The sequence below is a fragment of the Candidatus Alcyoniella australis genome, from assembly GCA_030765605.1.
Lineage (GTDB): Bacteria > Lernaellota > Lernaellaia > JAVCCG01 > Alcyoniellaceae > Alcyoniella > Alcyoniella australis.
This window is the reverse complement of sequence record JAVCCG010000141.1, coordinates 16,143-30,710: the sequence shown is the minus strand read 5'-3', so window position 1 is coordinate 30,710 and position 14,568 is coordinate 16,143. Positions and strand designations below refer to the sequence as shown.

14 protein-coding genes are annotated in these 14,568 nt (G+C 59.7%); 3 read left to right on the top strand and 11 right to left on the bottom strand.

The features are described from left to right. Window positions 1-3 precede the first annotated feature (3 nt). From P9M14_17150 to P9M14_17105, 10 genes are read right to left on the bottom strand one after another with little or no spacing between them, the layout of a single operon-like run. A complete protein-coding gene (locus P9M14_17150; GenBank protein MDP8257475.1) occupies window positions 4-771 on the bottom strand; it encodes an acyl-CoA dehydratase activase in 768 nt (255 codons plus the stop codon). Beyond that, the gene (locus P9M14_17145; protein MDP8257474.1) at window positions 768-1,559 is read right to left on the bottom strand and encodes an acyl-CoA dehydratase activase; all 792 of its coding nucleotides are present in this window, start codon (window positions 1,557-1,559) and stop codon (window positions 768-770) included. The genes P9M14_17150 and P9M14_17145 overlap by 4 nt, the downstream gene beginning before the upstream one ends. Before the next feature lie 9 nt (window positions 1,560-1,568). Then, a complete protein-coding gene (locus tag P9M14_17140; protein ID MDP8257473.1) occupies window positions 1,569-2,975 on the bottom strand; it encodes a 2-hydroxyacyl-CoA dehydratase family protein in 1,407 nt (468 codons plus the stop codon). Beyond that, window positions 2,975-4,093, bottom strand: a complete 1,119-nt coding sequence (locus tag P9M14_17135) for a 2-hydroxyacyl-CoA dehydratase family protein (GenBank protein MDP8257472.1) — start codon at window positions 4,091-4,093, stop codon at window positions 2,975-2,977. Before P9M14_17135 ends, P9M14_17140 begins: the two co-directional genes overlap by 1 nt. A gap of 2 nt (window positions 4,094-4,095) precedes the next feature. Further along, window positions 4,096-5,274 (bottom strand): hypothetical protein, encoded by a 1,179-nt coding sequence (locus tag P9M14_17130; GenBank protein ID MDP8257471.1) that lies wholly within the window; start codon window positions 5,272-5,274, stop codon window positions 4,096-4,098. A 34-nt stretch (window positions 5,275-5,308) separates the two neighbouring features. Continuing rightward, window positions 5,309-5,875, bottom strand: coding sequence for a hypothetical protein (locus tag P9M14_17125; GenBank protein ID MDP8257470.1), 567 nt, complete (start codon window positions 5,873-5,875; stop codon window positions 5,309-5,311). Then, the gene (locus P9M14_17120) at window positions 5,868-6,665 is read right to left on the bottom strand and encodes a hypothetical protein (protein ID MDP8257469.1); all 798 of its coding nucleotides are present in this window, start codon (window positions 6,663-6,665) and stop codon (window positions 5,868-5,870) included. The genes P9M14_17125 and P9M14_17120 overlap by 8 nt, the downstream gene beginning before the upstream one ends. Beyond that, window positions 6,569-7,837, bottom strand: a complete 1,269-nt coding sequence (locus P9M14_17115; protein ID MDP8257468.1) for an acyl-CoA dehydrogenase family protein — start codon at window positions 7,835-7,837, stop codon at window positions 6,569-6,571. Before P9M14_17115 ends, P9M14_17120 begins: the two co-directional genes overlap by 97 nt. A 1-nt stretch (window position 7,838) precedes the next feature. Beyond that, on the bottom strand, window positions 7,839-9,068 hold the full coding sequence (locus P9M14_17110) for an acyl-CoA dehydrogenase family protein (GenBank protein MDP8257467.1): 1,230 nt from the start codon (window positions 9,066-9,068) through the stop codon (window positions 7,839-7,841). A gap of 3 nt (window positions 9,069-9,071) precedes the next feature. Beyond that, entirely contained in the window at window positions 9,072-9,716 is a 645-nt protein-coding gene (locus P9M14_17105) for a TetR/AcrR family transcriptional regulator (protein MDP8257466.1), read from the bottom strand. A gap of 171 nt (window positions 9,717-9,887) precedes the next feature. Between P9M14_17105 and P9M14_17100 the strand changes: the two genes are divergently transcribed. From P9M14_17100 to P9M14_17090, 3 genes are read left to right on the top strand one after another with little or no spacing between them, the layout of a single operon-like run. Then, window positions 9,888-10,538, top strand: coding sequence for an ABC transporter ATP-binding protein (locus tag P9M14_17100; protein MDP8257465.1), 651 nt, complete (start codon window positions 9,888-9,890; stop codon window positions 10,536-10,538). Then, the gene (locus P9M14_17095; GenBank protein MDP8257464.1) at window positions 10,538-11,329 is read left to right on the top strand and encodes an ABC transporter permease; all 792 of its coding nucleotides are present in this window, start codon (window positions 10,538-10,540) and stop codon (window positions 11,327-11,329) included. The genes P9M14_17100 and P9M14_17095 overlap by 1 nt, the downstream gene beginning before the upstream one ends. Window positions 11,330-11,385: 56 nt before the next feature. After that, on the top strand, window positions 11,386-13,095 hold the full coding sequence (locus P9M14_17090) for an alkyl sulfatase dimerization domain-containing protein (protein ID MDP8257463.1): 1,710 nt from the start codon (window positions 11,386-11,388) through the stop codon (window positions 13,093-13,095). Here the strand turns inward: P9M14_17090 and P9M14_17085 are convergent. Further along, entirely contained in the window at window positions 13,078-14,520 is a 1,443-nt protein-coding gene (locus P9M14_17085; protein ID MDP8257462.1) for a hypothetical protein, read from the bottom strand. The genes P9M14_17090 and P9M14_17085 overlap by 18 nt on opposite strands. Window positions 14,521-14,568: the final 48 nt, after the last annotated feature.

The following is a 14,568-nucleotide window of genomic DNA, read 5'->3' as shown; positions in this document are numbered from 1 at the left end:
GGTTCACGATCCTGCAAGCACGGCCGCCCCGATCGCCGCGGCCAGGCGCGGATCGTAGGGCAGTTCGTGATATTCGCCGCCGAGCTTATCGCAGATCATCTTCACAATCGGCGTTATGCGGGCCACGCCGCCGGTAAGTGTGAAATGTTCGGCAGCGGCGAACCGGCGTCCTTGTGAAACCACAATGTTGGCAACCGCAGCGCAGATCCCGGCGAAAATATCGGGCACCCGTTCTCCGTCGTTGACGTGGCTGATCACCTCGCTCTCCGCGAACACCCCGCATTGATTGCTGATCAAAACCTGTTTTTCCGACTGCGCCACCAAATCTTCAATATCGGTCAGCGAGACATTGAGTTTGGACGCCATGTTTTCTATAAATCGTCCGGAGCCCGAGGCGCATTTATCGTTGCGCATGAAGCTTTTAACCTCGCCGTTTTCGTCCATGCTCAGCGCTGTAATGCTCTGGCCGCCGATGTGAATCGCCATTTCAATTTGTGCAATGGAAAAGTAGGCTGCGGCAGCCACACAGGCGACCTCGTCCTCGCTAAAATCCGCGCCCTTGACCAGATCGGCGCCGTTGCCGGTTGCGGCCAGCCGTTTAATTTGCGAACGCTCGAGCTTTGCTTTAGACAAAAGATCTTCGATCCAGACCGGAAGCTCGTCGACGATGTTTCCCGTGGTGTCGTTAATCGAACTCGCGACCAAATCGTCGCCATCGAGCACGACCATCTTGGTCAGCAGACTGCCCACATCCACACCCACTGTGATCACTGTGCATCTCCGATGCGCGATGCAAGCACAGCCGCACCGTAGGCGCCGATCAGCTGCGGGTCGATTTGCGGACGAACCATCTTGACCTGCAACATGCGCTCTAGTTCCGCACGCACAGCAACGTTCTTGGCCACACCGCCGGTGAGCATCACCTCGCGCTTGGGCTTCACGCGCCGCACCAGAGCAACGACGCGTTCGGCCATTGAACGGTTGATCCCAGCGGCCAAATCGACCTTTGACGCACCGCGTTGCAAGTAATGGATCACCTCGGTCTCAACGTAAATGCTGCAACGATTGCTCATCTCGATCGGCGTCCTGGAACCCAACGACAGCGGCCCGAGCTGCTCCAGCGTGACGCCCAATGCCCGGCTCATGATCTCGAGGAAATGCCCGGTGCCCGCGGCGCACTTGTCGTTCATCACAAAGTCGGCCAACTCGCCCGCCTCGTCGAGTTTGATTACCTTGGCATCCTGGCCGCCGATATCGATCACCGTGCGCACCCGCGGCAACTGCGCGTAGGCTCCCATGCCGTGACACGAGATCTCGCTGACGTTGCTCTGGGCCATGCCCTCGAGCTGCACCTGCTCACGGCCGTAGCCCGTGCTGATCGTGTATTCGATCTGCTTTAGTGCAATGCCCTGCTGCCGCAGCAGTCTGCCCAGCACTTCGCGCGCCGAGTCCACCGGATTGGGCAGCACCGACATGCTCTGTCCGGCCACGATTCCTGTTGAGTTGACCACCACCGCTTCTGCGGTGAGCGATCCGACGTCGATTCCGGCGAACAGCATCGGGCTCCCTCAGTTTATCGATTTGTGTTTTCGCGACCGACGCTTGCCCTGTTCCTTGCGCGCCACGACGTTTTGTACGAACTCGTCGATCTCGTGTTGGATCACGCTGATCGGAGTCATGCGCCTGATCCACGAGTCGCCCTGCAGTACCAACATCGGCAGTCCCGTGCGCCGCTCGATCTCGCTACGCAATATCGAGAGCACCGACCAGGTCTGCTTGCATGAGTGATGTCCGCAGTAGATCACACAGTCTGCATCGAGCTGTTGCGCCGCGGTAATGCAGTCTTCGGTCCATTGGCCGGACATCGACTGGCCGCCCACCTGGCGCGTCATCGGCATGTTGCGCGCAGCCTCGGCAAAGCCTTCGATCATGCTGTCCATGCTCGATGTGTCCACCGGCTGCGGAAAATACAGGTCCAGTCCGTCGCCGAGGTGCGTGTAACCGCTCTCCTCCATCCAGTTGAACAGGTTGGCAAAGTCGAAATAGTAGCTGGTGTAGCACCACAGGGTGCGGGCTTTTTCTTGCGGCGCCGGGTAGGCCCCTTGCTTGAGCCGCTGTTTAGCGAGATCGACCATCGCCTCAAGCATCTCGATCCCGTCCTGGGTGCCCCACATCGAGAAGCGCACGCCGTAGAGGTAGAGCGAGAACAGGTTGGGGACCGGGCATGGCCGCGCGCGTTGCAGATCCCACAGCTCGTAGTGCAGCTCAGTGCAGCGGTTGGCGCGCTCCATCACTTTGCGCAGCTTGTCCTCGGTCAGCTCCTCGCCCACAAACTGCTCCAGACTCTTGATCAGCTTTCGCGCCTCCACGCTGTATTGAGCGTGGCCACGCTGGGAGTCGTCCGGGATCTTGGCCAGGAAAAACTGCGGGATGTCCAGATAGTTCGAGACGAACTCGTGGATCTTGGCGTTGACGTCGCACCCGCCGGGTGCGGCCGAGACGATGGCCTGCGGCCGAAAGTCGCTCGAGCCGAGCATCGATCCCAGCTCGATGGTGCTCGACGAGCAAGAGTGGTCGGGCAATCCAAGCCCCATCGCCATGTCCCAATAGCGCTCGCCCTGCCCCTCCAGGGCCACCACGCCCAGCGTCGAGAGGATCTCACTGGTGATCGGGCAGGCATTGTCAAAGGCGTGAATCAGCTCCGGCGGGAAATTGAACGGCACGATAATTACCTTCTTGCCCTCCAACGGAGCCTTGCGCGCGGTGTGCACCCATTTGGCCACCAGCTTGAGAAACTTGACGCTGACGTCGCGAAAGCGTGGCACGAGCATCGCGCGGATCGAATTCTGCGAATCCGTGGGCAGAAACTTGAGCAGCCCCTCCACTTCCTCGTCGCTCATCGTGTCGGGCATGCGCTTGCACAGATCGAGGATCGAGGCCACCCGATCGAACAATCCCACCTGCTCGGAGTACATCAGCGTGCTCCGATCCGCTCGAGGAAAGCCTGCACGCGTGTGCGCATTCGACCCAGATCAGCCGCTGCGCCGTACTCCTTTTCGAGGGTCAAAACCGGAACCCCCTCTTTCTCCAACGCCAGTCTTAGCTGGACATTGTCGATGCCGTGCACGTCGCAGAATTTATTGTGGACCAGGATCACCCCGTCCGCTGCCGATCGACTCACCGCGTCGAGCAGCAGTTTTCGGCGATAGGAAAACTCGTCGAACATCCGCGGGCACGAGAGGTTTTGCAGATATAATTTTGCCAAGGTGTCGTAGGGGTCTGACCCGCGATCGAGGTTGCGATCCCAGAAGCTGCGTGAGCCGTAGCACAGCAAATCGCTGACGATCAGGCCGCCGAGTTTTTCGATCATCTGCAACAGCTCGATCTCGTCGGTTGCCGAGCCTCCGAACATCAGCCGCGCTCGATACTCCTTGATCCCGTTTTCCTTGCGCTCGTCGATCGCCGAACGCAGCAATTCGATGGTCTTCTCCGTTGGCGTGGAGCTCGCCACCAGGCAAAGCGACAAAGATTCGCTGCCGCTGAACAACGGCTGCGATCCCTCACGCATGGTATAGATCTCTCGCTGCAACCCGCGCAGACGATCCTCGTTCTCGATCGCCTGCCATAGTTTCTCGTCGGTAATATCGGCCCCGAAGTGATCCCCCAACGCCTTGCCAAATAGCCGCAGCTCTTCGCTGAAGTATTCCAGGCTGTCCTGGTTAACCAGATGCGGGACTTTAACGTAGTGGAAAAACTCGCTGGGCTTGGCGTATTGCCAGTTCTCGAACATCCCGCGGATGTGGTCGCATCCGTTGGTCTCGATCAGCCCGTCGAGAAAGTCGAGACTGCCCTCGAGCCCGAGTTGCAGGCACGAGCGGCAGAAGCTGCAATTGAAACGCGAGAGGTGCGCATCGGCCAACTCGGTGCGGTTGTTGCCCAAGGCGCGAATGCGATAGGGCAGCAATCCGGCGGCCTCGATTATCTCGGTCGGCGTGGCCACGCAAGCGTAGCCCACGACCTTACCGCCGTCCTCCTGCCAGGCCGCGAGGTAATCGTTGCGCAGCATGCCCGCCTGTTCCATCAACTGTTGCATCATCATCTCCAGACCCTCCGCACCAGACGCCTCAGCGGCATGGTGACGATTCTCCAACCGGCGGCCAGCAGCGGACGGATCAGGGCAGCGGCGCGTTTCGGACTCGAGAGCAGCGCGTCGGTCGCGCCGCGCAGCACCTTGTTCAACGCCTGCTCGAGCTGTTGCGAATCGAGCTGATCAAATACCTGCCTAAAATATCCCGGCGGGCGATCATCCCCCTGCTTTGCCCGGCTGTTGAAACTCGTCAGTCGTGCGTTGAGCCATTTTCCGACCTGCTCGGGATTCAAGGCGTTTTGCAACGCCTGATTTTGCGTCAGGTTGCACGCGGCCAACTCGAGTTGTTGTCGATCGATGCGCTCGACCAGCCCCGCGGTTACGTTGTCGTCTTTATTCAGCGCGGCAAATCTATTGACCAGCGCCAAGGCAGCGTTGAGCGCCTCGGCCATGCTTTCGACCTGCTGTTCATTGCCGATCCCGGCCAAGAAGCTGGTCAACTCGTCTTCCGGCATGCCCTCGATGGCCCGCAACATGCCGGCCATCCCCGAAAGCGTCGCGCTGCCAAAGGCCAGTGCCGCATTACCGCTGATTTGCAATAATTTGGGGTCCGAGGCGAGCAGCGCGTTGGATACCTTCAGCGCAACTTCCAGGTCCTCGGCCAGTGCCAGCGATGCGGCCGCGAGCTGTTCATGATCGAATTTGTTCATCAGCGACTCGCCGAACTCGGTCAAAACCTTACGCAGCCGGGGTTCATCGCGGCCCAAAATCATGCTGCCGCGATGGATCTCGTTAAGGCGCACGGCCAAAGCATTGAGCGCTCGGGCGATCTGCTCGGTATCAAGATCCCCGAGCATGTTGAATACCGAACTGGCGAGAATCTCGTCGGGCAGGTCGATTTGTTCGAGTAAGTGCGCCAACAGCCGCAGTTCATTGTTTACCAGCGGCACGATCATGCTGAACAGGTTGGCGAACGAGACCGGGTCGGCCAAGGCGTGATCAATGAACTCCTCGCCGAGCAAGGTGGCCGAGTCCGAGAGCCCGATTACGCTGATGCGCAGCTTGCCAAAATCGAGCGCCGCAACCGTCTCGCCAACCGCCGGCCTCAACTCGTCGCAAGCCTTTGCCTGACTTTTAATCAGCGCCGGAAGCTCGTCGGTCATCTTGCGGGTAACTTGTTCTTCCATTATCTCCCCCAAAAGCCGTGTCGTGCGCCGCGCACTATCTGCCTCGTCCACCAAGCGCTCGTGATACAAGTTCGCGCACCAGCGACCAGCCAAGGCGCCATGCCAGCCGCAGCAGCTGCCCGACGTCCAGATCGGCGAACAGCTCGCGGGAACGTCGGCGATCATCGAGCATCTGATTCGCCGCGCGCACCAGGCCGTTTACCGCCTTGATCGCATTGCTTGTCAGTTGTTTCCCAAGCTGCGGATCGTTCTGCAGCGTGCGCTGGATCAACGTGCGCAGCTCGCCTGCCAGGTCGGTCAAGCGTTCGGTTCGAACCTGTTGCGCCAACCCTGCGCCGAACTCATTCATCATCTGCGGCGGAAAACTGTTCAACTGTACGGCCAGCTCCACCAACGCCTCTATCAGACAATTGACCGCCTGGGGCGCGGCAGCCGCCATGCTCAGCGAGAAAGCCGGATCAGTCCACAGTGCGGTGCGCACCAGCTCTCGCGCCTCTTCGGGCTGCATCTCACGCACGTTGAGCAGCACGATCTCGCGAAACGCTGGAGTGGCCAGCAGCTCGCGGAGCACGCGGGCCGACGTCGATTGCAGCTCAGCCATTGTCCGAGCCCTCCGTTCCCACGGCGTCGCTCATTGCCAGTGCCAGCGGACGTAGCACCCGCTCGATGAAATCCGGGTTGTCAGCGGCAACGCGTCTGATACCGCTGGTAAGCGTCTCAACTGTTTTTACCGTGGTCGAATCCTCGCGCTTCACATCCGCGGCCAGCGTGCGGGCAGCCCGATCCGCGGCATTGATCAGCGTGTCGGCAAGTTGCGGCAACAGCACGTCCAGCTTTGCTTCGCGCTGAACAAGCACCTCGCTCAGGCCTTCAGCGAACCCATCGGTCCGCACGCCTTGTTCATCTTTATTGTTAATTTCGCGCGGTGCAGCGATTCGCGCTGCCAGAATTAAATACAGTCCGGTCAGCCGCCCCAATCCCCGCAGGTCAATTTGATCGACTAATTGGTTGAAAAACTCCCGCAGCAAATCGGGTTGAAAATCGGCCATGCGCCCCAGCAGCTCGGCTCCGCCGTCGATCATTGCGTTGCAAAGCTTGGGAGCGGACGCGGCGGCTGAAAGAGCCAGCTCCGGGTCGACCTCGAACAGTACCGCCACCAGTCGATGAGCGTTTTGCGGGTCGAGCTCGTTCAGCAGGATGCGGATCGTCTGCCGCCATCTAGGCGAAGCCAGCAGCTCGCGCAACACGCGGGCGCTGCCGTCGAACACACCGCGCCGTTCAATCCGTTGCTCGCTCATAATGTCTTGCATCCGTAAAACCAGCGCGCTGTCTCGACCTGGCAAAGTTGTTTGCCGCCCATCCAGAGCTGAACGATCTTCAAATCGCGCCAATGTTTCTCCAGATCCAGCTCGCGATCTGCGCCGTGCTGGCCCATCAGCTCGATGGCGCGGCCGATCTCGGACATGGCGCGGTCGCAGGCAAAATATTTGAGCGCCCTGCCCTTGGCCACGATCTTATCGCTGCCGCGCTCGCCATAGAGGTCCGGCCTGTCGATCATTCGCGCGTACTGGTATGCGCAAATGCGTATTACCTCGATTGAGCTCGCCAGGTCTGCCAGCGATCCGGCGACATCGTCGTTTTCCAGCAGCGGCTTGTTGCGGAACCTACGCTTGGAACAAAAATCAGAGACAATCTCGAAGGTGTTGAGCAGCACGCCGCTGACAAAGGACAGGCTTCCCAGGTTGCCGAAACTGACGACCTCTTTGAAGCGACGGAAATCATCACCCGGCCCGCAGGCGCGAAAATAGTCGGGCACGCGCACATTGTCGAACCAGATGTCGCTGTTCTTGTCCGCGGCCATACCCGCCTTTTGGTAGGGCTTGCTTTGGGTCACGCCCGGAGTGTTTGCGGGCACGAAAATAAAGGCGAAGTCCTCGGGACGCTGGGAGCCCGGATCGGTAGTGCAAACCACGCCGAACAGATCGGCGATTCCGCCGGAGTTGGTCGGCCACAGCTTGTGCCCGTTAATCACCCACTGGTCGCCATCGAGCTTGGCGGTAGTGCGAATTGTGCTGCCCTTGAGCAAATCCATGTTCTCGATGTCAGCTCCGCCCTGGGGCTCGGTCATCGCGTTGGCTGCAAAGCGCGCCTTGTGCGGATCGAGAAACAGCGGTGCGAACTCCTCGCACAACCGTCGATTGACGTGCGGCTCGCAACAGATCATCAGCAGCGGCCAAAACACAACGCCGAAGGCCACGGCCATGCCCGAGTCGGCTCGCGCCACCTCCTCGAAAATCCGACAGGCGCCGGTGCCCAAATAGCTCGAGCTGCCCATTCCGAAACCGCCGAGGTCCTGGGGCAGCAGCATCCGCTGTAGTCCCAGCCCGGCCATCAGCTTGTCAAAGGCCGGCTCGATCAACTCGTGGCGTTCCCAATCCTCGTCATAGCGGCGACGGTTCGGGATCACCTCGGTATCGGCCCAGTGGCGCACGATCTTGCCCAGTGGATCGTCGAGCAGTGCCAAATATTCAAGCGGTCGCGTGAAATCGTCGATGCTGCGCATGCTAAACCCCCGCGGAGCCGAAGAAGCCCCGAGCCATGCTCGCCTCGCGCTGGGGCAGCGGGCCGAGGCGTGATTGAAGCGTCTTAATGTCGCGCCAATAGCGCTCGAGCTGCCATTCGCTGGCGTACCCGGCCGAGGCCATCAGTTCCATGGTGTGATCCAACGCCTCGATCGTCGAGCTACAGATTGATGAGGCTACGGCAGTGGCGTTGGCCAACAAGTGCTCGGCGGCGTTGAGTCCGAACGACATCGGATCGGCGATCAGCTTGGCCAATGAGTAGGCCTGCAGACGCGCTGTGCAGATTTTGCCGCCGATGCGTCCCATCAGCGCCGCGGTCAACGGGTTGTCCTTGAACACGCAGCCGCGCCCCTTGATCACCCGCGTCTCGCCCCATTCCTTGAGGATCTCGTAGCAGGCCAGTCCAGCCCCGGCGCTTGTCGCGGCAGATCCCAGCATTTGCCGGGCAAGCAACAAAACCAATTGCTCCTCGTCGGCGAATACCAGATTGCCCTTGGGCACGCGTACGTTGTCAAAGCACAGCTCGCAATCGCGGCTGGCGGCAAGACCGGTGGTGAGCAACTGATCGCCACGGGTCAAACCATCTGAATCAGCGGGTACCAGCAGCATGCCGGGTTTGCCGTCCAGCAGACAGACAACGCCGAACAATGCGGCGTCAAAGCCGGAGCACAGCGCTCGGACCTCTTCGCCATCGAGGATCCACTCGTCATTTTCGCAACGCGTTCGCAGCTGATAGGGCAGCCCGTGAAAATCGCCTGAGGCACGATCGTCAATGCTGTAATCGGGCAAGATCAGCGCGGCGATGCTCGCCTGGTCATTGCAGAAAAACGGGCTAAAGCGTTTAAACAATTCGGCGTCGTGTTGCTCTGCGATGCCGCAGCTCGATTGCACGGCGAGCGTGCTGGACAACAGTAGTCCGATTCCCACGTCGGCCCGTCCGATTTGCTCAAGCACTGCACAGACCGCGAGCGCGGACTGTGCGCCGTCCAGTCCGGCTCCGCCCTGATCCTCGGGCCAGATCAGTTTTTGCAATCCGATCTCGACGAACAGCTTTTCAAGGGCCGGTCGCAGCAGCAGCTGATAATCCTCTCCCAGCTCATGACGTTTGGGGATTAATTCCTGCTGTGCCCAACGCTCAACCGTATCGGCCAAAGAGCAATCCAGCTCGCCAAGCCACGGAAGAGGAAGAGCGAACACATCCTGATAGATCACCGTCTACTCCTGTTCAGTGTTTGCGGCATCCGCGCGCAGCCCCCGATAGATGATCCAAGTCGCCTTGGCGCTGAGTTCCTCGCGCGTGCGTTGGGTGAAGATCGTCTGGCTTCCGCCCATCGAGAGCAACACTACCCCGGTCACCGCACCCCAAAAAATCGCGGCAATCTCCCAGGGGTCAACGTCGAACACCACGCCGAGCCTGACCGCTTTTTCCACGACCTTAACCACGATACCCAGGCAAGCCCGCTCATGCTGCTCAATACGCTTGCGTAGGTCCTGGGAGACATTGGCGATCATGCCCTGGGTCGGCTCGTGAAAGATGATCTTAAAATAATCCGCGTGCTCGCGCGCGAACCATAGGTAGCATTGCGTAATCTGCTCGATGCACGGCTCGATCTGCAACGCCTCGACATCGATCTGCTCCAGCCGATTGCGCAGGATTAATAAACCTTCTTCGGCAACAGCGATGAACAGCTCGTCCTTGTTGCGAAAATAGAGGTAGACCGTGCGTTTGGAAAAGCCGGCGCCCGTTGCGACCTGTTCCATGGTCGTGCCGTGATATCCGCGTTCGAAAAACAGACGCCTGGCAACGGGCAACAGTGCCGGCGCGCGATCACCGCGCCTTGACTTGCGATCTGCTGTCATAAATGCTTCCGACAATAAAAATAACCGTCAGTTACTTTTGACCAGATTTACGTTCCCGTGTCAAATCATGATCGGACTTTTCTAGTTGTTTTGAACATCGCTTACCTGCCCCCTCTTTACAGATCGCCATCGTCTCTTTACTACTGTCACAACTGAAAGGCGTTTTTATCGATGGGTGATCTACCGGCAATCGAGATCAATGATCTTAGCCTGAGCTTCGACGGTCGGACCCTGATCGATCGGCTGTGCATGAGCGTGGCCGGCTCGGAGAAGGTGGCGCTCGTCGGCAGTTCCGGGACCGGTAAAAGCACTTTGCTGCGTTGCATCATGGGATTCATCAAGCCTGACTCGGGTTCGATTCGCATCAGCGGCGAGCTCGTGGACGAACACAGCGTTTGGCAACTTCGCAGACTTGTGGCCTTCGTAGCCCAGGAGCCCGATCTTGGTCAGGGCACTGTGCGGCAGTTCTTCGAACGGATGTTCGCCTTTCGCTCCAACCGCAGTCTCAAATCCAACATCGAGCGCGTACCGGAGCTGTTCGATCGCTTCGGCCTCGAGCGCTTGCTTCTCGATAAAGCGCTGCCCCTGCTTTCGGGCGGAGAGAAGCAGCGCGTGGCGCTGATCAGCGCAATCGTGCTCGACCGGCGAATCCTGCTGCTGGACGAGGCATCCTCAGCCCTGGACGAGCAAAGCAAACAAAAGATCATCGATTTTTTGTCCGGCCAGAAACATATGAGCGTGCTCTCTGTTTCACACGACAAACAGTGGCTCTCTTTCACCAGCCGCAGCGTCGAGCTGCCCGATACGCGCAGGATGCAGTGATGGACGGCGTGATAGACATCAAAATTTCGAGCCTGATCGCCGGTTATTCGCTGCTGCTGATTCCGCTGGGCGTTATTCTGTTTATGCGCGTGCCGATTTTCGGACGGACGCTGATCGCCCTGGTGCGGATGACGGTCCAACTGCTGTTCGTCGGCCTGTATTTGCAGGTGATCTTCCGGCTGAACAATCCTTGGCTCAACTCGCTGTGGGTATTGGTGATGATCGTGGTCGCTGATATCTCCATCGCCCGCGGCTCGGGCCTGAGACTGCGGCGCTTCGCATTGCCGCTGTTCATCTCTCTGCTGGTGGGCACTGCCGTGCCATTGCTGTTCTTTCTCGGTCCGATCCTGCGGCGGCCGAACCTGCTTGATGCGCAATACGCGATCCCGATCGCCGGGATGATCCTGGGCAACTGCCTGCGGGCCGATATCGTCGGCATCAAGAGCTTTTACGACGCGGTGCGCCGCGGCGATAAGGCCTACCTCAACACTCTGGCACAGGGCGCGAGCCTCAAGGAGGCTCTGGGTCCGTACATGCGTGACGCGATCGAGGCCTCACTGGCGCCGACTGTGGCCACCATCGCCACCATCGGCCTGGTCGCCCTGCCCGGAATGATGACCGGCGTGATCCTCGGCGGCGCCGACCCGATGGTCGCAATCAAGTATCAGATCGCGATCATGATCGCGATCTTCAGCGGCACGTCGCTCACGGTCCTGCTGGCGCTGCTGCTCACCGGCCGCAGCAGCTTCAACGGTTTCGGCGTTCTGGATCGCGCATTGTTCAAAGACTGATCCGCCTTGGTCTGCGGTCCCAGGGGGCCGATTTTGCAATATCAATGGAGCGTGTCATGCGTCTGAAGATGATCGTAGCAGCGGCGCTGTACGTAGCAGCGTCGCTTTGCGGCTGCAACGCCGATCAGCGTCCGGCGACCCTCACATCCCTTGACCAGCCGCCGCGCGCACACCATACGCAGCTTTTCGACGAGCGCGTGGAGCAGGTCTGCGACGGCGTGTATGTGGCGATCGGCTACGGCCTAGCCAACAGCATCATGGTCGTTGTCGACCAGGGCAAGGTCATCATCGACACCACCGAGAGCGTGGAGTCGGCACAACGGATCAAGGAGGAATTCGACAGGATCGAACCCGGACCGGTCAAGGCGATTATCTACACCCATACGCACCCGGACCACGTTCTTGGTTGCAGCGTGTTCCACGAGCCCGGAGTGCCGATCTGGGCTCATTTACGTGCGCCGGAAATGCTCAACGACCAGTTCGCCAGCCTCGGCGCCACCCTGCGTTACCGCGGATCCAAACAGTTCGGCGAAGCGCTTTCCCCGGAGCTGGTCGAGAACAACGGTATCGGACCGAGAATCAAACTCGACTCGGGCCCGGTACCGCCGATTATTTATCCGACCGATACGTTCACCGGGATTAAACAGCTCGAGATCGGCGGCGTGCGCTTTGAGCTGCACGAGGCGCCGGGCGAGACCGTTGACCAGCTTTTCGTCTGGCTGCCGCAGCAGCGCGTCCTGATCCCCGGCGACAACATCTATATGGCGTTTCCAAATCTGTATTCGACCCGCGGCGTCAGCCCGCGACCGGTGCGCGGCTGGATCGATTCGCTGGACAGGATGCGTGCACTCCAGCCGGACTATCTGGTGCCGTGTCACACCTCGCCGCTGGCCGGACGCGAGCGGATTGCGCGGACGCTCACCGTGTACCGCGACGCCATCAGCTTTGTCCACGACTCGGTGATCCGTATGGCGAACCTCGGCAGATCCCCCGATGACATGGCGCGCGACATCGCGCTGCCGCCGCATTTGGCAAACGACCCGTACTTGGCGCAGATCTACGGCAAAGTCTCCTGGTCGGTGCGCGGGATTTACGACGGGTACTTGGGTTGGTTCGACGGCAATCCGACCAACCTGGGACGTCTGCATCCGAGCCAAAGCGCGGAAAGATTGTTGCCGCTGCTCGGCGGATCCGCGGCGTTGATCGAGCAAATCGAACTTTCGCTTGACGCCGGCGACTTTCAGTGGACCGCGCAGCTTGCCGACATCTTACTAGCTGCGGAACCTGACAACAGCGCAGCCCGCAAGGCCAAGGCCGAGGCGCTGTGGCAGCTTGGCTTGCAGGAGCACAACACCAATGCCCGCTGCTATCTGCTCAGCTCGGCTCTCGAGCTGCGCGGCGATTTCAAAGCCCCTGGTTCTCCGAAAATCGACGCCCAAACCGTGCGCGATCTGCCGGCCGAGGTGATCCTGCGCACCTTCCCCGAACGTCTGCGGCCGGAGAAAACCGCCCAAGTATATAAAACGATCTGCTTTGAGTTCTTGGACACGGGCGAACAGTACACGTTTATAATTCGCCGCGGCGTGGGAGAGCTTCGTCGTGGGCTATCGGACGAATTCGACCTGAAGTTCATTGCCACCGAGCCCAACTTCAAAGCGTTCGTCATCGGCGACCTCTCGCCGGCAACGGCCCTGGCCACGGGCCGGGTCAAGGTCGAGGGCGGGCTGTCCGAACTTGTCGCCTTCAGCTCATATCTCAGTAGCTGACGAATCGTATTGGCGGGGCAGAACTTGATCGGGGTCGATCTCCCACACGCCGGTAATGTCTGCGATCAACCACTTACCCTGCGATGTAACGCTTACCCCTCGCAATTTTCGCAGTAGCAGTTGATCGAGAGGAAGTAGAAGCTCGAACCTGTCTTGAGCCACTCCACGCTTACCCACGGCGCCGTGCAGCACCAACTCCAGCCGGTCGATGTCGATCAGCGACAGCGTGCCGCTGAAATAATTGCCCACGAGCAACAGCCGACGTTGCTGATCAATCTCCATGTCGCGCGGGCCGGACCCCACGCGGATCAGTTTGAGCAGCCGCAGTTCCGAATCGAACACAGCCACCTCGCCCTGAATGCCGCGGGCTACAAAAATCCTCCCCGTAGTCTCGTCGACCTTGACGTCCCAGTTGACAAGTCCGGCGTATCGGCGTTGCGCGTCGCGCTGTCCATCGAGTTGGAGCATTGTTAAAAATACGGTCATCACCTCGGCACTGACATAGGCGCGACGGCGGACGCTGTCCACTGCCACCGAGTCGGGCAGGCAGCCCACGTTCCAGTGATGGCGTTGGACTCCCTGCTGGGGGTCCAGCAGGTGCACGCTGCAACTGTGCTCGCAAACGACGACCAATTCCCGCGTCTTGCGGTCGAACTGTGCAGATACCGGCATATCGCAGCCCTCGATCGGAATCTGGCGAGTCTGGCCGTTTCCAATGGCTGTAATGCACATGCCCGGTCGTTTACAGTAGTTCACAGCAAAGACCGTTTCCCCGTCAGGATCGACCACCATTCGCTGAGTAAGCCAGGTGTTTTCTACCGCTCGCTCGACTTCGCCCTCCAGGATCACGACCTCGCGACGCTGTGCCGAGGCGATAAAATAATTTCCCTGCAGATACTCGGCATCGTAGGACGACTCGCTGAATATCGGGCTCTGCTCGATCTGTTGGGCGCTGTAGTACAGCGTTGGATTCAACCCGATAAAGAACAGCAGCCCAAGAGTCGAGCTGATCAACAACATCCGGCGGGCTACGAATTCTGCCCGACGCCTGAGCAGCCCGAATATGGTCAGCGCCGCCAGCGACGCTGCCGCGCCGTAGAAGTTGTGGCGACACACTAGAAAAGTCCAACAGCCCACGGCCACTGCGATCCACAGTGCCAGGACGATCCGGACTGCGATCGTCCAGATCAAACGCAGCAATTCGGCTGGCCCTCTGCGGCCCGCGTACACGCTTCTAGCAACGACCAACAGCGCAACCAGCGCGACAATACCCAGGAACAAGATCCGCGCTTGATCATCGCAAAGCAACGCGACCAACAGCGGACCGGCAACGACAACCGCCTCGAGCAACGTGCCATCAACGAACCCGATCTGTGGGCCGCTTCGGAGTATATGCTCGAGCTCGGCGATCAGATGCAGCGCCACCAGACTTAAGAAAATAAGCTCGGAGAATCTAAGCGGATAACTTCGGGT

Excerpts from the sequence above, each read along its gene's own strand:
- P9M14_17100 (MDP8257465.1), top strand. The coding sequence starts at position 9,888 with ATGGGTGATCTACCGGCAATCGAGATCAATGATCTTAGCCTGAGCTTC.
- P9M14_17105 (MDP8257466.1), bottom strand. The coding sequence starts at position 9,716 with ATGACAGCAGATCGCAAGTCAAGGCGCGGTGATCGCGCGCCGGCACTG.
- P9M14_17095 (MDP8257464.1), top strand. The coding sequence starts at position 10,538 with ATGGACGGCGTGATAGACATCAAAATTTCGAGCCTGATCGCCGGTTAT.
- P9M14_17145 (MDP8257474.1), bottom strand. The coding sequence starts at position 1,559 with ATGCTGTTCGCCGGAATCGACGTCGGATCGCTCACCGCAGAAGCGGTG.
- P9M14_17090 (MDP8257463.1), top strand. The coding sequence starts at position 11,386 with ATGCGTCTGAAGATGATCGTAGCAGCGGCGCTGTACGTAGCAGCGTCG.
- P9M14_17115 (MDP8257468.1), bottom strand. The coding sequence starts at position 7,837 with ATGCGCAGCATCGACGATTTCACGCGACCGCTTGAATATTTGGCACTG.
- P9M14_17135 (MDP8257472.1), bottom strand. The coding sequence starts at position 4,093 with ATGCAACAGTTGATGGAACAGGCGGGCATGCTGCGCAACGATTACCTC.
- P9M14_17125 (MDP8257470.1), bottom strand. The coding sequence starts at position 5,875 with ATGGCTGAGCTGCAATCGACGTCGGCCCGCGTGCTCCGCGAGCTGCTG.
- P9M14_17140 (MDP8257473.1), bottom strand. The coding sequence starts at position 2,975 with ATGTACTCCGAGCAGGTGGGATTGTTCGATCGGGTGGCCTCGATCCTC.
- P9M14_17130 (MDP8257471.1), bottom strand. The coding sequence starts at position 5,274 with ATGGAAGAACAAGTTACCCGCAAGATGACCGACGAGCTTCCGGCGCTG.